Raw genomic sequence first — 22,235 nt, forward strand, 5'->3', positions numbered from 1 at the left:
AGATACAACGATAGATGGCTGCTTACCAGGAAAGGAGATACAGCCATTTTTTATAGTGTACTTTATCGGATGCTTACAGATAAAAACATTATTGGTTATAAATAACTGACAGTATATAGCAATAATTCTCTTATTATTCTGGGAATATATCTGTCTGTATATTAATCAGGTCTTAATTTGTAGTATATGTCAATGATGATTTCTTTTATTTGAATTTGTAAAGTTATGATTGACTATAAAATAAAGAAATAAGGATTATCTCTTTCTTGATATTGAAAGTGATAATCCTTATTTCTTTATAGATGATCTATTTCATTAGAACGAATATCCAAATCCCACATTTAAATAGATGGGGTACATAGCAAATGAGATTGTTTTAAAGTCTCTATTAAAAATATCATTTAATCCCCATGTTAAATCTGCATGTACATTTAAATGTTTGTAAGCCTTCCATTCTCCTCCTACCTGTAGTCCCCATTGGAACTTGCGTAAATCATTAGAGAAGTCATAAGTTGCGATATTATCCCCTGTAAAGTTTACTCGATCGCCTGTTGCATCCGGAGAACGAAGATGCCCTTCATAAACATGTCCTGAAAAATCTCCTTCCATCATGTATGACAGATAAGGGCCTGCAACCAGTTTCCAACGATCGCAAATTCTATAGTTAGCTAAGATGGGTACTGTCAAAAGGGACATTTTTACTTTAGTTTTAACTCCTCCTGTCCAAAGCCCTTCTACTTTTCCACCTATGTCATTGAATATTTCCATCCCATAATTTTTTACTAAAGCTTCGGTAGTCATATTTTTATTATCAAGGCGTATTCCTAAACTAATTCCCCATTTCTTTTGGATATCTATCCATTTAGTAACGTTACCTTCAAGAGTAATAGCTAGTCCGGGAGAATAGCTCTCAATACTTCTAATTTCTTTGGGAAGAGGTAGGGGAGAAGTTCCACCAATGTTTATTCCTGCCTTGAATTTATAGTCTAATCCATGTAGTGAGGACCATATCAAGGCTTTATGCTCGGATGATTGTGCATTGATTTGGCTGATACTACAAATGATCATAACAATACTAGCCAATATATGTTTTTTCATATATAAATTACTTTTTGAGTTATTATTTATTATTTTCTTCACATTGAATAGTCACTTCGTCTACCCACAAAGTGCTTCCTACTGAACCTTTGAACTCCGCTCCATTTATACTGGAAGAGAATACAATTGCTAATTTATACTTCCCTTCTGTAAGGGATGATTCGTTTATTGTTTTTTTGTATTCAAAAGGTAAATCGAACTGTTTCCATTCACTAGTTGTTTCTGTTGACGGAATTCTTGCAATAGCTGTTATTTTATTAGAAGTTAAGGAATTGTAGCCGTCTAAGAAATCCTCGTCATTGTCTGCTTCATATAAAACTGCATATATATCACCTTTATCTTTTCCTTTCATCGATTCGTCTATTATAGGTTGTCGATCTTTATCAGTTCCCGAAATATAAACAGTTCCAGGTGTATATTTATAATGTCCTTTTAATGATATTGGACGTTTGAAGAAGGGAAATCCAAATTTAGTAGCAGCTTTTGCATCACTGAGTGCATCCTTTACTATGAAGGTACCAATAAAAAGGTTACCTGCTGCGATTGGCATTTTAGCTGTTGCTCCGAAGTTACCTGTGCTTTTCGTTTCTAGTTTTACCCCTTTACCTCTGTATCCTTCTGTTTGTAAAGTAGGATAGTCAAGAGGGGATTTTGCCATACCAGTAAGTTTGAAGCCTGGATTTCCGCTTGCCCATTGAAGCATTTCCGCTTGCTGTAAATTGAATTCATAGAATTCATGATAGTAAGAGCTTCCTTCCACTAAACTTTCGAAGTGATACTCCGTAGGAAGCTCTGATTTGATTGCAGTAATAGCATAAATTGCTTCTGTTGTACCACTTTCAGAGGTAACTTTGAATTTACGTTGGTATTGTTCTAATGTTTGTTCGGAAGTAATGGGAATCTGTGACGTAGAAAAGTCATATTTTGGCGGAGCATCGTTTATCATTGCATCGATAGATTCTATACTAGCTCCATCTGGTAATGTGAAATTGATTTCTAGCGCAGATAAATCTGTGGATTTAGATACGTAGATAGAAACAGTTTTACTATTAGGATTAATAGAGGCTAATTGGATATTGCTGCCGCTGCATCCGTCTATAGCTGCTTCAACATTTAGAGCTTCATCCTGAATGCAGGAAGCAACTGCCAGACATAATATCGTTCCGGCGAATAATTTTTTTAGTTTCATCAGTCTGTTATAAATATTAATGGGTTATACAGGGGACAAAGATAGTTAAAAGAGTTGAATGGCTATTTCAGAAGAATGTTAAAAGAAAATTCGAGATTGACGGCAATACTATACAAAAGAGACTGTCTTAAAAATATAAGACAGTCTCTTTATCAGTAAAATATCTTTTTCTTTATTCTTTCAAAGCCTCTTGCAAATCAATTCCCAGCGCTTTGGCAACACCTGTTCCGTATGCAGGATCAGCCTTATAACAGTTGCGCACATGACGTTGTTTGATAAACAATTCGGAGTCTCCCATGGCACGAGCTGTGTTTTCGAACAATAATTGTTGTTCTTCAGCCGGCATCAATCGGAATAAGTCACCCGGTTGGCTATAATAATCATCGTCATATTCCCGTTCGTTGTAGTTGTAAACTTCACCGGTAACTTTGAGTGGCGGTTCTTTCATGTCAGGAGAATCCTGCCATTCACCGTAACTGTTCGGTTCATATCCTTTGGTAGCACCGTAATTACCATCTACGCGCATAGCACCGTCACGATGATAGGCGTGGAAAGGACAACGAGGTTTGTTGACCGGAATTTGTTCTGCATTCACTCCTAGACGATAACGCTGTGCGTCGCCATAAGAGAATAAACGACCTTGTAACATTTTGTCGGGAGACAGACCAATACCGTCTACAATATTCATCGGGTTGAAGGCAGCTTGTTCCACTTCAGCAAAATAATTTTCAGGGTTACGGTTCAGTTCAAGGATGCCGACATCTTGTAGGGGGAAATCTTTGTGAGGCCACACTTTAGTCAGGTCAAACGGGTTGATGCGGTAGTTGTCCGCTTCTTCCTCCGTCATTAACTGAATTTGGAATAGCCATTTTGGATAATCCCCTTTCTCGATACTCTCGAAAAGGTCGCGTTGATGAGATTCACGGTCTTTGGCAACAATTGCTTCTGCTTCCTGATCTGTTAGGTTCTTGATGCCTTGCAAAGTACGAAGATGGAATTTAACCCAGATACGTTGATTTTCTGCATTGATAAAACTATAGGTGTGACTGCCGAAACCGTGCATGTGGCGATATGAATAAGGAATACCGCGAGGACTCATAGTAATGGTAACCTGATGCAGAGCTTCAGGCAAAAGTGTCCAGAAATCCCAGTTGCTGTTCGGGCTACGCATATTCGTTTTCGGATCCCGTTTGATGGCATGGTTCAGATCCGGAAACTTAAGCGGATCACGTAAGAAGAATACAGGAGTGTTGTTGCCCACCAAATCCCAGTTACCTTCTTCCGTATAAAATTTCATGGCGAAACCTCGGATGTCACGTTCTGCATCAGCAGCTCCACGCTCTCCGGCTACAGTAGAGAAGCGGACAAAACATTCTGTTTGCTTTCCGACTTTACTGAAAATTGCTGCACGGGTATATTGGGTAATGTCATGAGTAACGGTAAAAGTACCGTAAGCTCCCGAACCTTTAGCGTGCATACGTCTTTCCGGAATAACTTCACGATCAAAATGGGCAAGCTTTTCAATAAGCCAGGGGTCTTGTAACATTACAGGTCCGCGTTGACCTGCAGTTTGCGAATTCTGATTGTCGGCGATGGGACGCCCGTTCGCTGCAGTAAGTTTTTTCTTTTCCATAAAATAGATTCTTTTTAGTCGGAAGTAAAGTATAAACAAACCGTAGTTTTTCATTCTTTTATTCCGGAGTTTATAATATATAACAAAGATAGGCTTCTTTTGCTCGCTTGTCAAACAGATAATTTCTATCTAAAGATAGAGAATAACTATGAATTGTGTACGTATTGCCTGTTATTTATTTTTCTACATAAAAAAACTCCCGCACTTCCTTTCGGAAGACGGGAGTTTTTAAATAAACTATAGCTTATATCTCTTTTGCTGATTATACGATACCTTGTGCCATCATTGCTTTAGCAACCTTCATGAATCCGGCTACGTTAGCACCCTTCACATAGTTTACGTATCCGTCAGCTTCTGTACCGTACTGAACGCAAGCTTCGTGGATATTCTTCATGATACTCTTCAGTTTTTCGTCTACTTCTTCAGCACTCCAACTTAATTTGATAGAGTTTTGAGTCATCTCAAGACCTGATACTGATACACCACCGGCGTTAGCAGCTTTACCCGGAGCATAAAGGATTTTTGCATCCTGGAATACTTTGATAGCTTCCGGAGTAGAAGGCATGTTGGCACCTTCAGATACTGCGATACAGCCGTTTGCTACCAACTGACGGGCGTGGTCACCGTTCAATTCATTTTGAGTAGCAGAAGGAAGAGCAATATCACATTTCTCACCCCAAGGTTTAGCTCCTTCTACATATTTACAACCATATTTTTCTGCATATTCACGGATACGGCCACGATACAGATTCTTCAGTTCCATGATGTAATCCAGTTTTTCACGGTCGATACCGTCCGGGTCGTAGATATAACCGTCAGAGTCAGAGCAAGTAACTACTTTGCCACCTAGTTCGATTACTTTTTCGATTGTATATTGAGCAACGTTACCAGAACCAGAAACCAGACAAACTTTACCTTTCAAGTCAGTGCCTTTTCTCTTTAGCATTTCCATCAGGAAGTAGATATTACCATAACCGGTAGCTTCCGGACGAATCAGTGAACCGCCGAATTCGCGGCCTTTACCTGTGAATGTTCCGGTAAATTCATGAGCCAGTTTCTTATACATACCGAACATGAAACCTACTTCGCGGCCACCAACACCGATATCACCGGCAGGAACGTCAGTTTCAGGACCGATGTGACGCCACAGTTCCAGCATGAATGCCTGTACGAAACGCATTACTTCGGCATTTGACTTTCCACGAGGAGAGAAGTCGGAACCACCTTTACCACCACCCATTGGCAGAGTAGTCAGCGAGTTTTTGAATGTTTGTTCAAAGGCAAGGAATTTCAAGATAGAAAGGTTCACAGATGCGTGGAAACGGATACCGCCTTTGTAAGGGCCGATTGCGTTGTTATGCTGAACACGGTAACCCATATTGGTTTGAATATTACCTTTATCGTCCATCCAAGTCACGCGGAACTGGAATACTCTATCAGGAATACACAAACGTTCGATCAAGTTTACTTTATCAAACTCCGGATGTTTGTTGTATTCTTCTTCAATCGTAGAAAGTACTTCTTCTACTGCTTGATGATATTCCGGTTCATTGGGAAATCTTCTTTTCAGATCGTCTAATACCTTTGCTGCATTCATAATCTTTTTTTTCTTTAATTGGTTGATATAAATAAAGTGCTAATTTGACAATTTGCTAATATACCGTTTGACTATGTGCTTTTGTGCTATATAGCAGATTTGCACATCTGCATATGGGTACATCGGATATTTATTTTCGGTTGCAAAAGTAAAGATAAAAATTGAACTGGCAAACATTTTATAAAGAAAAATGCGATAAAACATCAAATTTGATATTTTATCGCATTAAAAGTAGGAAAAAAGATATTTATTTGTTCTTTTTGATCGACTTATAGACAGGAATAAATACTAATGCTGCCGAAATGCCAAGCATTACTACTGTCATCCCGTCAATTCGTTCGGCTTTTGTCAGAACTAGATAGCAAAGCGCCAACCAAAGCAGGCTGATGCAAACTATTTGTGATTTGGATAACGGACGTTTCATTTACCTGCTCTTTTCTTTTTGTCAACGATGGCGTCGATCACGGCTACAGCTGTGATATTGACAATGTCGCGGACGGAGCTTTCGAAATCGGTGAAATGAATAGGTTTGTTCAATCCCATCTGGATAGGGCCGATGAATTCCGTATCCGGATCCATTGCTTGCAATAGCTTGTAACCGGCGTTTGCTGAACTCAAATTCGGGAAAATCAATGTATTTACATCTTTGCCTTTCAGGCGGGTAAACGGATATTTGGTATCACGCAATTCGCGGTTCATGGCAAAGTTAACCTGCATTTCACCGTCGATAGCCAGTTCCGGATATTCTTCCTGCATATGGGCAACAGCTTCGTGCACTTTTACAGGGCTACCTGCGGTATCAGCACCGAAGTTGGAGTATGACAACATGGAAATAACCGGCGTGTGATTGAAGAAACGAACTGTTTTATCAGACAGTTTAGCGATGTCAATCAATGTTTCCGTATCCGGGTGGCGGTTAATCAGTGTGTCTGCCAGGAAGTAAGTACCTTTCTTGGAGTTCAGGATATGCATTGTTCCGAAGTGTTTGAAGCCCGGTTGGATGCCGATTACTTCTTTGGCCACTTTGATCGTATTGCTATATCTTGTATAAAGTCCGGTGATGAAAGCATCCGCATCTCCGGTTTCCACCATCATCATACCGAAGTAGTTGCGTTCGAACATCTTATCGTTGGCTTCTTCATAGGTAAAGCCTTCGCGTGCACGTTTTTCTGCAAGAATACGTGAGTAACGTTCGCGGCGTTCCGATTCGTCCGGGTGACGGAGATTGACGATTTCAATACCTTCCAGACTAAGATCCATTTCTTCTGCCAGTTTTCCGATAGCTTCGTCGTTTCCTAATAAGATAGGATGGCAGATACCTTCGGCTTTCGCTTCAACGGCAGCTTTCAGCATATTCGGATGGATACCTTCGGCAAATACGACACGTTGCGGTGAACGACGGGCTGTATCATATAGTTGGCGAGTCAGTTTGGACTCATAACCCATCAATTCGCGCAGATGAACACAATAAGCATCCCAGTCTTTGATTTCAGTGCGAGCCACTCCGCTTTCCATAGCAGCTTTTGCCACTGCACAGGAAACTTCAGTGATGAGGCGTGGATCTACCGGTTTCGGGATAAAGTATTCCGCACCGAAAGAGAGGTTGTTCACGTGGTATGCCGCATTGACTACATCGGGTACCGGCTGTTTTGCCAGGTTAGCGATAGCGTGTACGGCTGCAATCTTCATTTCTTCGTTGATAGCTTTAGCGTGAGTATCCAAAGCGCCGCGGAAGATATACGGGAAACCGATTACATTATTAATCTGGTTCGGATAGTCGGAACGTCCGGTAGCCATCAGTACGTCAGGACGTGCTGCCATGGCGTCTTCGTAAGAGATTTCCGGTGTCGGGTTAGCCAATGCGAACACGATCGGCATCGGAGCCATGCTGCGCACCATATCCTGGCTTAACACGTTTCCTTTCGACAGGCCGAGGAATACATCTGCACCTTTGATGGCTTCTTCCAGCGTGTGAATATCCGTGCGGTCGGTTGCAAAAAATCTTTTCTGTTCGTTCAGATCCGTGCGCGCTTTGCTGATAACACCTTTACTATCCAGCATGACGATGTTTTCGAGACGTGCTCCCAGTGACACATACAATTTAGTACAAGATACGGCAGATGCACCTGCACCGTTCACAACGATTTTTACATCTTCGATTTTCTTTCCGGCCACTTGCAGGGCATTCACCAAACCGGCACTGGAGATAATAGCAGTACCATGCTGGTCGTCGTGCATGACAGGAATATCCAGTTCTTCTTTCAGGCGACGTTCGATTTCAAAACATTCAGGAGCTTTGATGTCTTCCAGGTTGATACCTCCGAAAGTAGGAGCAATAGCTTTTACTGCAGCAATGAATTTCTCCGGATCTTTTTCATCCACTTCGATGTCGAAAACGTCGATACCCGCGTAAATTTTGAAAAGCAGACCTTTACCTTCCATTACAGGTTTACCGCTCAATGCACCTATATCACCCAGTCCGAGTACGGCTGTACCGTTGGAAATAACAGCCACCAGATTACCTTTAGCCGTATATTTATACGCATCCTGCGGATTCTTCTCTATTTCGAGACAAGGTTCTGCTACACCGGGAGAATATGCGAGTGATAAGTCGGTTTGTGTACTGTAAGGTTTGGTAGGCACTACCTCAATCTTACCGGGTTTGCCCTGTGAATGATAGAGCAAAGCGGCTTCTTTCGTTATTTTAGCCATGGTATTTATGAAATTTGTTAATAAGTTATCATTTGACCGCAAATGTAGGAATAAAAGTTCGAAATTGTAGCTGTTGATTAATAATTTCTATTAATTTTATAGCAAAATGGCTGAATTTATGATATGATATGTCAAGGATGTGTTTTTGTATTCTATTCCCTTTTAAATGCTATGATATTGATTTATTGAAATTTTAACAAGTGCTTTGGTTGTCGGTTTTAGTTATTTCGCTATTTTTGAATCGATATATGATTTAACCTTATTTTATAATGATTACCACCCAGCAACTCCAATTGTTGAAAGAAGGAAATAAAAATGCTTTTGAAGCATTGTATCGTGGATACAGTGCTCGCATTTACAATTTTGTCCTTTCTATGGTGAGCAATGCCGGGGTGGCGAAAGATATCACACAAGATATTTTTCTCCATATCTGGGAGAAGCGGCTTAATATCAATCTGGAAGGTAACTTTGACGGCTATCTTTTTAAAATATCCCAAAATATGGTATATCATTATGTGAGACGCGAACTTCTGCTTCAAAATTATGTAGACAAGCTTTCGGATGAGTCATCTGACGAATCCGTAGAGATAGACGAAGAACTGGATTATTTGTTTTTGGAAGAATATATCCTGAAACTTTTAGAAGAATTGCCTCCAGCACGCCGGGAAGTTTTTATGCTTTACTGGAAATCAGGGTTGAACTATCGTGAGATAGCCGACCAGTTGAATATCTCGGAAAAGACTGTTGCCACACAGGTGCACCGTTCTTTGGATTTCTTGCGTGACAAATTGGGAATAATTGCTTTTTCAGTCTCTCTCTTCTTACACGATATCTAATGTGAAAGCTTTAATAAAAGTTAATATCCGAATTATTTCGATTTCTCTGTAGTCCTTTTCTGTCTCTCAAGACTAGTATAAATAGAACAGGAAAATTATGGAGCAACACGATTACATAGTACTATTGGAAAAATTCTTCAAGAAGGAGGCCTCTTCTGAAGAAAGAAGGATACTTATTGAATGGATTCGTAAACCGGGAATTCGTGATGAGTTTAATCTGCTTTGCGAGCAAATGTGGAAAGAAGCAGCCGTCGAAATCGATAGGACAGTGGAAGAAGAAATGTGGAACCATCTGCAGAGGAATTTGGATGAATCCAAGATACTGTCTCCGAAGAAACGGCGCTGGCAACCTATTATATATAAGGTGGCAGCCACCATCTTATTACCGGTTTGTTTAGGACTGGCCGCTTACTTTGGGGTAGAACATATGAATAAGGTGTCACAGGACCCTTTCATGGTGGCAGTCGATTATGGACAGAAAGCGAATCTGACTTTGCCTGATGGAACGAAAGTCTGGTTAAATTCGGCCACTCATCTTTCTTATGATGCGGAGTACAACAAATCCGACCGGAAAATCTATTTGGATGGAGAAGCCTATTTCGAAGTGGCGAAAAACAAAGAAAAACGTTTTATCGTCTGCTGCAATGATCTGGAGATAGAAGCGTTGGGAACTACCTTTGATGTGAAAGGTTATCGTGACGATCATTCTGTCACGACACTGCTGGCAGAAGGAAGCGTCAAGGTTTCTAATAAAACGGATGCTACCTTGTTGAAACCCGGAGAAAAGGTAGAATACCATAAGAACAAGCAGACATTTACTAAATCGGCAATCTCGGATATGCGTGAAATCGACTTTTGGCGGAACAATATGTTGATTTTTAATTCATCATCTTTAGCGGAGATCGCGACTACGCTGGAGCGGATGTACGGAGTGAAAGTCGTGTTTGACTCCGAAAAACTGAAGAACGTGCCATTTTCCGGAACCATCCGGAATAGCAGCTTGCATAATGTATTTTATATTATAAGCCTTACTTATCCTTTAACCTATGAGTTAGAAGGAGATACGGTGAGAATAGGAAGTAGTATTAACTAAAAAAGACGATTTATGGAAGACACCTCATAAAAAACAAAGAGGGTAGAATTATGTAGCAGCATAATTCCACCCCGAAATCAAATACGGTTTATACATGATAGTAAAAAAGAGTTTTTCCTTATACGGATAAGGGAAAGGGAATCCTTTTTGCTTCACGATTTTACAAAGATAATAAAAAGTCTAATTTTCAGACTTATATTTTAAAGAATTTAAAGCTAATTACTAATGAGAAAACAATTACATATCATATTCAGGCTTGTTATGTTTAGTTGTATCTTGCTGTTTGTGTCTCAAGAGGTAAGTGCGCAGATCACTTTCTCTGTGAAGAATCAGACGATACGTCAGACGATACGAGTGATTGAAAAGAAGGCCGATTACAGCTTCTTTTATACAGATAAGCTTCCCGGATTGGACCGAAAAATTTCATTGACAGTGAGCAATGAAAGTATTGATACGGTTTTAGAAAAAGTTTTCAAAGGATCATCTATTAGTTATAAAATAGAATCGGGTAAGCAAGTGGTGCTTACTCTGAAGAGTGAACAGAACGCCCCTCAGAAAGGCGATAAGAAAACAATCACAGGTGTTGTTGCCGACCGGAGGGGAGAACCTTTGATTGGTGTCACGGTGAGAGTGGAAGGAGAGAATATTGGAACTGCTACCGATATAGACGGTCGTTTTTCTTTGGAAGCTCCTGTGGGGGCAAAGGTCAATTTCTCCTATATCGGTTATGTTTCCCAGTCTCATACGGTCAATAAGCAGAATGTATATAATGTGTCATTGAGTGAAGATTCGCAGGTACTGGAAGAGGTAGTCGTGGTGGGATATGGTTCTATGAGACGGAAAGATATCACTACTGCGGTATCTGTCGTTTCCACGGCAGACATTGAAGAACGTCCGATCATGACAGCTGCACAGGCTATTCAGGGAAAAGCGGCCGGCATTCAAGTCGTGCAGCCGTCGGGTATGCCGGGTTCCGGAGTAACGATCCGGGTGAGAGGAGCCACTTCGGTACAGGCGTCTAATGAACCGCTGTATGTGGTGGACGGTTTGCCGTCAGATGATATATCGAATATCAGTCCGAATGATATTGAAAGTATGCAAATTCTGAAAGATGCCTCATCGGCTGCTATTTACGGAGCACGTGCGGCAAACGGAGTAGTGTTGATTACGACTAAAAGAGGAAAGATCGGTGCACCACAAGTGAAAATGAGTGCTTATGTAGGTTTCTCTAAATTAGGAAAAAAAATAGATGCGTTGAATACGGAGCAATATAAAGACTTGATGAAAGACTTGAAAGCTGTTTCGGATGTTGCCCCCAACATCCCCGAAAGTGAAACGCGCTATGTGGACTGGACTGATTTATTCTTCGGTACGGGTGTCAATCAAAACTACCAGTTGTCTGTGGCAAATGGAACCGAGAAACTGCAATATTTTGTTTCCGGAGGTTATTCCGATGAACAGGGTATCGTGGAGAAAGCACACTTCAACCGGTATAATTTCCGTGCAAACTTGGATAGCGAGCAGACCAAATGGTTAAAAATGGCACTCAATTTTGCATATTCGCATACAGGCGGACAATGGGTGAACGAAAGCCGCAGTTCTTTGCGTGCCGGTTCCATCTTGTCCGTTGTGAATACTCCTCCGTTTATGCAGAAGTGGAATCCGTATGATCCGAACGAATATGACGAACAGGCTTACGGTGCACGCATCTTGAATCCGCTGGCTGCCAATGCGGCAGACAGTAACACGAATACAGATCATATAAATGGCTCACTCGGCTTCACGGTTGACATACTCAAAGGACTGAAGTTTAAAACGACTTTCGGCATTGAACTGACCAATGAACATTGGGACTACTATCTGGACCCGATTTCAACTTCGGACGGACGGGGTACAAAAGGACGTGTGGAAGAGAGTTTCTCACGAAACTTCGAATGGCTTTTTGAAAACTTACTGACTTATGATTGTTCATTCAACAAACATAACTTTTCCATTTTGGGAGGAGCTACTCAGCAGCGTGCACAATATAACGGTTCGTGGATGGCAGGTTTCGACCTGGCAGAGTCTTATCCCGATATTCATTCCATCAGTGCCGCCAACCAGTTGGATAAGGATGCTTGCGGTTCTTCTGCTTCCGCATGGACGCTGGCCTCTTTTCTGGGTCGTGTAGCCTACAATTACGACAGCCGTTATTTGCTGACGGTTAACTTCCGTGCAGACGGTTCTTCCCGTTTTGCTCCGGGACATCGTTGGGGTACTTTCCCTTCTGTTTCCGCAGGCTGGAGAATTTCAGGTGAAAAGTTCATGCAACCTTTACAGGACATTGTTACCGACCTGAAACTACGTGCCGGATGGGGTATGAACGGTAACCAGGGCGGTTTTGGAAACTACGCTTACATGGCTTCTATGAGCGTCAGTAAACTGCCCGTTTCGGAGGGAAACTTATATCCGGGGCTTGCCATTAAACCCGGTTCGGCAGCCAATAAAGAACTGACCTGGGAAAAAACAAGCCAATGGAATCTGGGACTTGACCTGACCATGTTTGATTCCCGCTTATCCTTCTCGGTAGATGCTTACTACAAGAAGACCACCGATTTGCTATTGACAGTCAGCCTGCCGGAGAATGTAGTGCCGAGCAGTGTGACAAGAAATGACGGTGAGATGGTGAATAAAGGTATGGAGTTCACTCTCTCTTCCCAGAATTTTAAAGGTAACTTCCAGTGGAATACCGATTTCAATATATCTTTCAACCGGAATAAGCTGACGAAGCTCGGCTTGAATAAAGTCTATTATTATGCTGAAATGTACGAATCCAAGGAGAAAGCCGTCATCCTGAAAGAAGGGCTTCCGTTGGGAACATTCTTTGGTTACATATCAGAAGGTGTTGATCCGGAAACCGGAGATATTATCTATCGTGACTTGAATGGTAACGGTTTTATCGATCCGGAAGATCGTACCACTTTGGGAAATGCCCAGCCTAAGTTTATTTACGGTATGACGAATACATTCTCGTATGCCGGTTTCGACCTGTCTATATTTTTGCAGGGAAGTCAGGGCAATAAGATTTTTAACGCGTCGCGTATTGATATGGAAGGCATGACAGACTTTAGAAACCAGTCGGTTCGTGTGTTGGATCGTTGGAAACGACCGGGTATGATTACCAATGTCCCCCGCGTTGGTAATACAGAGAATAATCATAACTCCTCCCGTTTTGTAGAAGATGGATCTTATCTGCGCCTGAAAACAGTCACTTTATCCTATAGTTTTCCTAAGAGATGGTTGAATAAGATACATCTGTCCAGATTGCAGGCTTACGTCACCGGACAGAATCTCTTCACACTGACAAAATACAAAGGATACGATCCTGAAGTAAATGCTTTTGGCGGAGACTCCGTTGCTCAAGGAGTGGACTATGGTACTTATCCTCAATCGAGGGCGGTAATTTTTGGTTTGAATGTTGAATTTTAATAGCTGCGAAAATGAAAAACATAATAAAGTTAGCGTATGTCGTACTCTGTACATTAGTCGTTTCATGCAGTAGTTTCTTGGATGAGAAACCGCAATCGGATTTTATGCAGGAAGGTACCGGAACGGAAGATCAGGAGTCTAAATATGGAAGTCTGGCAGATGCACAGGCCGAGTTGCAGGGTGCGTATGAGAGTTTTAAAGCAGATATATTCCAGTCGGAAAATTATACCATTGGAGATGTGCAGTCCGATAATTGTTATATCGGCGGAGACGGTGTGGCCGAACAGGAGTTTGATTTGTTGAAACTGACCTCTACCAATTATAAAGTAGAACTGGTCTGGTCGCAGTATTATTCGATGGCCGGTACCGCCACCAGTGTGATTGAAAATACGAAGATGATGGACCCTGCCTCTACCGTAGCAGAAGAACGTAATCGTGTCATTGCAGAAGCCAAGTTCTTGCGAGCATGGGCGTATTTTGATATTGTCCGTTTATGGGGTGATGCTCCGATGGTGCTGGATTTGATTCCAACCATTACAGCCGAAAATCTCGATAAATGGTATCCGGTGATGTATCCGGAACGTTCTGCTGCAGATAAGATATATGACCAGATTCTGGACGACCTGAATGAAGAAAATACCATTCGTTATCTGGTAAGCAAGAATAAAGGTATTTTCCAGGCAACCAAGGGAGCAGCCTATGCTTTACGTGCCAAAGTGCTCGCAACGAGAGGGGAGAAATCAACACGCGACTATACCAAAGTGGTTGAGGCTTGCGACAAAGTAATAGCAGAAGGCTATACGCTGGTCGGCAATTTTGACGAGTTGTGGCAACCCGACAAGAAATTTTCTTCAGAAAGCATCTTCGAAGTCTATTACACCTCCGATGCTCCGAATTGGGCTTACTGGGTATTGCTGAAAGAAGATGACGGATCAGTAACCTGGCGACGTTATTGTACGCCTACTCATGATCTGGTTGCTAAATTCGACAAAGAGAAAGATACCCGTTATGCATCCAGTATTCTTTGGAAATCGGTGCCTTATGATACCTATTGGTCAGCAGACAGTTACCCGTTGTCTTATAAAATTCGCGAGAAGACTTCCAATATCATTTTGATGCGGTTGGCAGACATACTGCTGTTGAAAGCCGAAGCATTGGTAGAGTTGGACCGCACCCCGGAAGCCATCCGGATTGTGAACAGCATTAGAGAACGTGCCGGTTTTGCTCCTTCTTCTTTAGATGAAAATATGGGGCAGGCCAGAGGACGCCTGGCGGTAGAGAACGAACGCCAATTAGAACTGTATATGGAAGGTCAGCGCTGGTTCGACTTGGTGCGTAATAATCGTTTGTTGGAAGTGATGCAGAAACATAAAGACAAAGACGGCAGATTGCTGTTTGCAGGTTTGCAGGCTTTCCGGCAGTTGTGGCCGATTCCTCAAGGAGAGAAAGATAAGAACACCAATCTGACTCAAAATGAAGGTTATTAATGAAAAGAGGAACGTAAAACTTTAAAAGAAAAAATGATGAAACACAATAATCTGTTTTTATGGCTGCTGGGGCTGACTGTTTGTTGGCTGGCTTCATGCAGCGAAGAAGAGGGCCGGGTGACGTATCCATATTCGTGTCCCGAAATATCGGAATTGCAATTCTCGACTACCGATCAGACACCTGCTGCCGATTCCCTTTACTTTTCTGTGAAGATTCACGACCCGCAGACTCCTTTGTCTACGCTGGAAGTGAAATTAATGACAGGTGAGATTTTGGTCAGTTCGCAGTCGATCCGTACGAAAGGCACTGATGTCTCGATTGTTGAAAAAGGGATTTATATCCCGTTTGAAGCCGGGCTTGAAGAGAATCAGGAAGCGAAGGTGATCTTGACAGCCATCAATGTGGAAGGTAGTGAAGTCACTCAAACATTTGATTTCCATATAACCCGTCCGCAGATTCCCGAAGTGCTTTATCTTCACTATAACGGCGAGGTGGTAGAAATGAACCGAAGTGAGGACAATCCTTACCTGTACCTCACGGAAGTTTCCGGTTCGGAGGAGGGTTATCCGATGGAACTATCCGGAAAGATCTCTACCGCAGCGTCATTGGATGATGCAAAACTGATTTGGGGAGCTGCCGAAGCAAGCAATACAGCAGTCCTTATTGAAGCGTCGGGACCTAGCTTTGCTTTTGATTACCGGGATTGGTTTGTCGAACAGATCACTTTCAATGTGATGACTTTTGAACTGGGAGTAGTCGGCTACCAAAAGAACCTGAAAATTAAAGAAACCGAGTTGATAGCCAGTGAGGGATTTTTCCGTGCACAGATTAGCTTTACGCAAGGTGAAGAGTTTGAAATGAGCGGGTTTGAAGATGTGGAACACGCTTACAACCGCGACTTCTTTAGTTATAATCCGGACAATGGCAAGTTTACCTTCCTGCGCAAATCGGGAACTTGGGAGATCTATTATTCTTCTAAATACAATTATATCTGGGTGGCACGGATGGGTGATACGGCTCCCACTTGCTTCTGGCTGGTAGGACACGGATTTACTTGTGCACCTGTCTGGAATGAGGCATATAATAGTGGCGGCTGGAATTTGGAAGATATATCACAGTTAGGATATATTGTGCCAATCGGTGAACAGAAGTACCAGACCACCGTGTATTTGAGTAACACTCATGAATGGGAATCCTTCGAAATCGAAATTTACAGCGATTTGCAATGGAATAAAAATCAAGGTATGCTGCTGCAAGAAGGTTCTTTGTCCGGTGACACGGATGGAATCGAACTGTCTGCTTCCAATGGAATAACAAGTGGAAACGGTTTCGTTCCCGGTTATTATCGCCTGACTTTCGACGTCTCGCAGGGAGTAGGCAAAGAAACTTTGTACATCGAACGATTGAGTGATTAATGCCTAAAAGAATGATATATAGAAAACAGGAAAGCCTATGAGAAATATGCTATATGCAATATGGGGAAGTCTGTGCCTTCTGCTGGTCATTTCCGGCTGTAAATTGACTGACGCGATGAAAGCCCCCGTGTCATTGACCTGGGAGATGGGAGCTGCCGAAGTGCAGCCCGGCTACTATGAGAATTCATTTGTCCTGAAGAACATATCGGATGCTCCTTTAGGAAAGGATTGGATCATCTATTATTCGCAGCTACCTCGTGAGATTCTGCAGGAAGAGTCTGCTTCGGTCAAAGTGGAAGTGGTGAATGCGAACTTCTTCCGGATGTATCCGGCAGAAAATTTCCAACCATTGGCTCCGGGAGATTCGCTGACCGTGACATTCTGTTGTACCAACGGATTGAAAAAGCTGTCACATGCTCCTGAAGGCACTTACTGGGTGAGCCAGTCAGGCGGCAAGCAAGGTACTCCCTTGCCTGTCGGACTGACCATCCGACCGCTGCAAGGAATGGAGACAGAAGACTGGTATCCCGCGCCGGATAAGGTATACGCTTCGAATTTGGCGTTGGAGACTACAGCCCAGTTGCAGCAAACTGATATTTTCCCGTCAGTGAAAGAAGCGTTTCCGGCTACCGGCAAAGAGGGTTTTATTATAGAAAATAAAGTAAAACTGACTTTCCATCCCGATTTTGCCAACGAAGCAGGATTATTGAAAGAAAAGCTGGCAACCATCCACGGTCTGGAAGTCGTTTCCGAAGCACCGGTAACGGTTCATCTGGATTATTTGCCGGAACGGGGAACAGCAGTGAACGATGAATATTATCGGATTGATACGGGAAACGGGCTGATAAATATTTCAGCTTCCACTTCACATGGCATTTTCAATGGGACGCAAACCTTGCTCTCCCTGTTGAAAGGTCAGGAAAAGCCGTTTCGTTTGGAAGCTCTCTCCATCCGTGATTATCCCGACTTGCCGTATCGCGGGCAAATGCTGGATATTGCCAGGAACTTTACGACTGTTGAACATCTGAAAAAGCTGGTAGATGTAATATCTTCTTATAAACTGAACGTACTGCATTTCCATTTTTCGGATGACGAAGGCTGGCGTCTGGAGATTCCCGGCCTGGAAGAATTGACCTCGGTCGGCGCACGCCGGGGACATACCACGGATGAACTGGAATGTTTATATCCGGGCTACGATGGCAACTATGATCCGTCTGCAGCTACCTCCGGCAACGGATATTACACCCGTGAAGAATTTATCGATTTACTGCGTTATGCAGCTCAAAGGCATGTACGTGTGATTCCGGAGATTGAGTCTCCGGGTCATGCCCGTGCAGCAATCGTGTCCATGAAAGCGCGCTATCATAAATTTATGAATACTGCCCCCGAAAAGGCCGACGAATATTTATTAAGTGACGTACAAGACACTTCCCGCTATGTTTCCGCGCAGTCTTATACGGATAATGTCATGAATGTAGCATTGCCTTCTACATACCGGTTTATGGAAAAAGTGATTCGTGAGTTGATAGCCATGTATGAGGAAGCGGAGGTACCTTTGACTACGATTCATTTAGGTGGTGATGAAGTACCCGAAGGAGCCTGGATGGGTTCTCCTGTCTGCCGGGCATTTATGGATGAACACGGGATGACAAGTGCCCACGAACTGTCTGAATACTATATTACGAAGATGGCAGACTATCTGCAACAACATCATTTGCAATTTAGCGGCTGGCAGGAAGTAGCGTTGGGACATCCGGAAACAACCGATCGGCATTTGAATCAACTTGCAGCAGGAGTGTATTGTTGGAATACGGTTCCTGAATGGGAAGCGGATGAAATACCTTACCAGATAGCCAACAAAGGATATCCGGTGATTCTCTGCAACGTGAACAATTTCTATCTGGATTTGGCCTATGACGCTCATCCTGACGAAAGAGGTCTCTCGTGGGCGGGATATGTCGACGAGTCCAAAGGTTTCTCCATGCTTCCATATAGCATTTATCGTTCTTCACGTACCGATATGGCAGGCAATCCGGTCGATCCGGACATCGCGGGAAAGGGAAAAACGACTTTGACCGCTTTCGGAAAGGAACATATCCAGGGAGTGCAGGCACAATTATTTGCTGAAACCATCCGTGATTTTGAAGGGGTGGAATATTACACCTTCCCTAAAATCCTCGGATTGGTGGAACGCGGTTGGAACGCTTTTCCCGCCTGGAGCACTTTGGCAGGAGAGAAAGAACGTCAGGCTTACAATAAAGAACTGGGCCTGTTCTACTCCAAAGTGAGTGAGAAAGAAATGCCTCACTGGGCGTCCCGAAGTATCAATTTCCGTTTACCTCATCCCGGACTTTGCATCAAAGAAGGGCAACTCCACGCCAGTACCCCTATCCGGGGAGGCGAAATACGCTATACGACCGATGGCACGGAACCGACCCTTCATTCGGAACTTTGGAAAGCTCCCGTAGCCTGTGATGCTTCCGTTGTGAAAGCGAAACTGTTTTATTTAAATAAAGAGAGTGTGACAAGCACTCTCAAAGTAGATTAATCCACAAAAGTAGATAAGTTATGAACTATGATAAAATAAAAAGAACCGGAATATTATTCTTGTTGGGAATAGGTGCGATCACATCGTTGTCGTGCAATGATAATGATAACGGCGGCTATCCGGAGCGAGTGCCCACCCGCCTGTCAGTGATGCCTTTGCCGGAAAGAGTCGATTATAAAGAATCGGTTGTCTCTCTTCCGCAGAATGTGACTGTCAGCCAGAACATTCCGGCTTCCACGTCGCAACTGCTGAAATCCACCCTGGAAGAGAAACTTTCTCTTTCCGTCAGTGATGCCTCCAACGATCGTGCCTTTATCCGTGTGAAACAGGAATCGGATCTGGCAAAAGAGGCTTACCGGCTCACTGTTACCAAAGAGGGAGCCTGCATTTATTATTCAACGGAAACCGGACTTCTCTGGGGAATCCAGACATTGAGACAGGCGCTCGAACAAGCAAACTTCTTCACTTCCGGAAGTGCTAAATATCTTCCGATGGTCGATATAAAAGATGCTCCCAAATATGATTGGCGCGGATTTCATATCGATGTAGTCCGCCACATGTTTACGGTTGATTATCTGAAAAAGGTGATAGACTGTTTGTCGTTCTACAAGATAAACAAGCTCCACTTGCATCTGACAGACGATCAGGGCTGGCGCATTGAAGTGAAAAAATACCCGTTGCTGACGCAGGAAGGCAGCTGGCGCGACTTCGACGAATATGACAAGAGATGCGTAGAACTTTCCCAACAGGATTATAACTATGAGATAGATCCCCGTTTCGTGAGAAATGGTTCTCAATATGGTGGTCATTATACGCAGGAAGAGATGAAAGGTTTGGTAAGTTATGCGTTGGAAAGAGGTATCGATATTGTCCCTGAAATTGACATGCCAGGTCATTTCTCGGCGGCTATCAAAGTCTATCCCGAGTTGTCGTGCACGGGAGAAGCCGGATGGGGAGAAGAATTCTCTTATCCTATCTGTCCCTCTCGTCTGGAGAACTATCAGTTTGTGCAGTCCATCATTGATGAGATGGTCGAGATTTTCCCTTCGGAATATTTCCATATCGGAGCAGATGAAGTGGAGAAAGATAACTGGGAACAGTGTGAAGTCTGTCAGCGATTGATGCAGCAGGAAGGTTATCAGAAAGTGGATGAACTGCAAAACCGTTTTGTGAAGATCATGACGAGCTATGTGAAGGGTAAAGGCAAGAAAGTGATGGGATGGGACGATGCTTTTCTTGAAAAAGAACCGCAGGATTTGATTTATACGTATTGGCGTGACTGGCTGCCCGATCAGCCGGGAAAGATTACCCAGAAAGGTTATCCGATTATATTCATGGAATGGTCCCGTTTCTATTTGAGCGCAACGCCTTCGGACGAAGGATTAAGCTCTTTGTATAACTTCGAGTTCGAACCCCAGTTTCCCGGCATCGTGAAGCAAAATGTATTAGGCTTCCAAGCTTGTGTATGGACGGAGATGATTCCTAATGAGCGGAAGTTTGGTCAGCACGTGTTTCCCTCTCTTCAAGCATTTTCGGAGTTGGCGTGGGGAAGTAGCCGTAATTGGATTGACTTTACCAATCGCCTGAAATGGCATGTTAAATGGTTGAATGCAAATGGATTCTATTTCACCAAACCGGGATTTCTTTAATCCCGGTACATTAAGAACAATATGAAATCAGAACGTTTACTTTCATTAGATGTACTTCGGGGAATCACCATTGTCGGAATGATTTTGGTAAACAACCCCGGAACATGGGAATCCATTTACGTACCCTTGCGACATGCCGAATGGAACGGACTGACTCCGACAGATTTGGTTTTCCCGTTCTTCATGTTTATAATGGGCGTTTCCATGAGCTTTGCCTTATCCCGATTCGATCATCATTTCAGCCGTAGTTTCATCACCAAACTGGTACGGCGCACGGTGATCTTGTTTTTGTTGGGGCTTTTTCTGTCCTGGTTCTCGTTGGTGTGCGCAGGGGTAGAACAACCTTTTTCGCACATACGTATTCTGGGAGTGTTGCAGCGGTTGGCATTGGCTTATTTCTTTGGTTCCTTGCTGATTGTGGGTGTTCGGCGTCCGGCAAATCTGGCATGGATCTCCGGGATCATTCTGGCAGGCTATTCCATCTTGCTGGCTTTGGGACACGGATTTGAACTTTCCGAACAGAATATTATTGCCGTTACAGACCGCACCTTATTCGGAGAAGCCCATTTGTATCGGGAGTGGTTGCCGAACGGCGGGCGTATCTTTTTTGATCCGGAAGGCCTGTTGAGTACCTTGCCGTGCATTGCGCAAGTGATTATCGGTTATTTCTGCGGAAATATTTTGCGGGACAAGACTGAAATCCATCACCGGCTGTTGCAGATCTCCATACTGGGTATTGCTCTTTTGTTTGCAGGATGGTTGTTGAGTTACGGCTGCCCGTTGAATAAGAAAGTATGGAGTCCGACTTTTGTTCTGGTGACTTGTGGCTTTGCCTCTTTGTTTCTTGTGTTTCTCACTTGGCTGATTGATATTCGTAAAAAGCAGAAATGGGGATATCCTTTCCATGTTTTTGGTACGAATCCATTGTTTATTTATATAGTGGCCGGTGTGTTAGCTACTTTGTTGGAGGTAATTACGGTTGGGGAGAGTAGCTTGCAGGAGAAGATTTACACTTTCATTTGGAGCGTTCTTCCCGATGCTCATCTGGCCTCTCTGATTTACGGCCTTCTGTTTATCGGATTCAATTATCTAATTGTATGGGTGCTGTACAAAAAGCAAATTTTTATAAAGATATAAGAGGTCGGTGACAGGTTTGAAAAAGTAGAGTTTATGCCGGATAGCTACGACAGTTTGTTTTCGTAGCCGGATGGCATAAACTCTATTGATATCTTTTTGCTCATAAAGTGAAAAGAAATTTAATTAATAGTAGAAGTTAGAATTTTCTGTAGTGAAAATAGGATTATCAACTTTGCACTGCTACACCCCAACTATGGAAATCATCCATTTTGTTCTTGTAACAAATGTCCTTTTGATAATATCTTGGTTTCATCTTGATACCTGTTTTCTATTCGAATAAGGGCAATGATGTACTCGGATTGTCGGAAATATGTACAATATTCAGGTCGGAGATGTACTTGTTATGATGAATTCAACCGAAGCTTTTAATGG

At 42.9% G+C, this 22,235-nt stretch carries 14 protein-coding genes; 8 read left to right on the plus strand and 6 right to left on the minus strand.

Features of this window, described 5'->3' with window-relative positions; genetic code table 11:
* Positions 1-315: 315 nt before the first annotated feature.
* The 6 genes from I2I13_RS16605 to I2I13_RS16630 form a co-directional block, all read right to left on the minus strand.
* Positions 316-1,098, minus strand: coding sequence for a porin family protein (locus I2I13_RS16605; protein WP_195650025.1), 783 nt, complete (start codon positions 1,096-1,098; stop codon positions 316-318).
* Positions 1,099-1,120: 22 nt separating this feature from the next.
* Positions 1,121-2,287: a PCMD domain-containing protein gene (locus I2I13_RS16610; RefSeq protein ID WP_195650026.1), complete on the minus strand. Its 1,167-nt coding sequence runs from the start codon at positions 2,285-2,287 to the stop codon at positions 1,121-1,123.
* Positions 2,288-2,459: 172 nt separating this feature from the next.
* Positions 2,460-3,920 (minus strand): catalase, encoded by a 1,461-nt coding sequence (locus tag I2I13_RS16615; RefSeq protein WP_074707835.1) that lies wholly within the window; start codon positions 3,918-3,920, stop codon positions 2,460-2,462.
* Positions 3,921-4,182: 262 nt separating this feature from the next.
* On the minus strand, positions 4,183-5,517 hold the full coding sequence (locus tag I2I13_RS16620) for an NADP-specific glutamate dehydrogenase (RefSeq protein ID WP_074707838.1): 1,335 nt from the start codon (positions 5,515-5,517) through the stop codon (positions 4,183-4,185).
* A 247-nt stretch (positions 5,518-5,764) separates the two neighbouring features.
* Positions 5,765-5,941, minus strand: a complete 177-nt coding sequence (locus I2I13_RS16625) for a hypothetical protein (RefSeq protein ID WP_004297674.1) — start codon at positions 5,939-5,941, stop codon at positions 5,765-5,767.
* Positions 5,938-8,229, minus strand: a complete 2,292-nt coding sequence (locus I2I13_RS16630) for an NADP-dependent malic enzyme (protein WP_074707841.1) — start codon at positions 8,227-8,229, stop codon at positions 5,938-5,940. The genes I2I13_RS16625 and I2I13_RS16630 overlap by 4 nt, the downstream gene beginning before the upstream one ends.
* A 269-nt stretch (positions 8,230-8,498) precedes the next feature.
* On the opposite strand from I2I13_RS16630, the gene I2I13_RS16635 reads away from it, so the two are divergent.
* From I2I13_RS16635 to I2I13_RS16670, 8 genes are all read left to right on the plus strand, one after another.
* Positions 8,499-9,065, plus strand: a complete 567-nt coding sequence (locus I2I13_RS16635; protein WP_074707844.1) for an RNA polymerase sigma factor — start codon at positions 8,499-8,501, stop codon at positions 9,063-9,065.
* 97 nt (positions 9,066-9,162) lie between these two features.
* Positions 9,163-10,158, plus strand: a complete 996-nt coding sequence (locus I2I13_RS16640) for a FecR family protein (protein ID WP_195650027.1) — start codon at positions 9,163-9,165, stop codon at positions 10,156-10,158.
* Positions 10,159-10,383: 225 nt separating this feature from the next.
* A complete protein-coding gene (locus I2I13_RS16645) occupies positions 10,384-13,626 on the plus strand; it encodes a TonB-dependent receptor (RefSeq protein ID WP_195650028.1) in 3,243 nt (1,080 codons plus the stop codon).
* 11 nt (positions 13,627-13,637) lie between these two features.
* On the plus strand, positions 13,638-15,113 hold the full coding sequence (locus I2I13_RS16650) for a RagB/SusD family nutrient uptake outer membrane protein (protein ID WP_195650029.1): 1,476 nt from the start codon (positions 13,638-13,640) through the stop codon (positions 15,111-15,113).
* A 33-nt stretch (positions 15,114-15,146) separates the two neighbouring features.
* Positions 15,147-16,529, plus strand: coding sequence for a DUF5016 domain-containing protein (locus I2I13_RS16655; RefSeq protein WP_195650030.1), 1,383 nt, complete (start codon positions 15,147-15,149; stop codon positions 16,527-16,529).
* A 37-nt stretch (positions 16,530-16,566) separates the two neighbouring features.
* Positions 16,567-19,077, plus strand: a complete 2,511-nt coding sequence (locus tag I2I13_RS16660) for a family 20 glycosylhydrolase (RefSeq protein ID WP_195650031.1) — start codon at positions 16,567-16,569, stop codon at positions 19,075-19,077.
* A gap of 20 nt (positions 19,078-19,097) precedes the next feature.
* On the plus strand, positions 19,098-20,726 hold the full coding sequence (locus tag I2I13_RS16665) for a beta-N-acetylhexosaminidase (RefSeq protein ID WP_195650032.1): 1,629 nt from the start codon (positions 19,098-19,100) through the stop codon (positions 20,724-20,726).
* Between the two features lie 21 nt (positions 20,727-20,747).
* Complete coding sequence (locus I2I13_RS16670; protein ID WP_148365086.1) at positions 20,748-21,863, plus strand: acyltransferase family protein; 1,116 nt, start codon at positions 20,748-20,750, stop codon at positions 21,861-21,863.
* The last annotated feature ends 372 nt before the right edge of the window (positions 21,864-22,235 follow it).

The organism is Bacteroides sp. D55t1_190419_B8 (assembly GCF_015558905.1).
GTDB classification, from domain to species: domain Bacteria; phylum Bacteroidota; class Bacteroidia; order Bacteroidales; family Bacteroidaceae; genus Bacteroides; species Bacteroides vicugnae.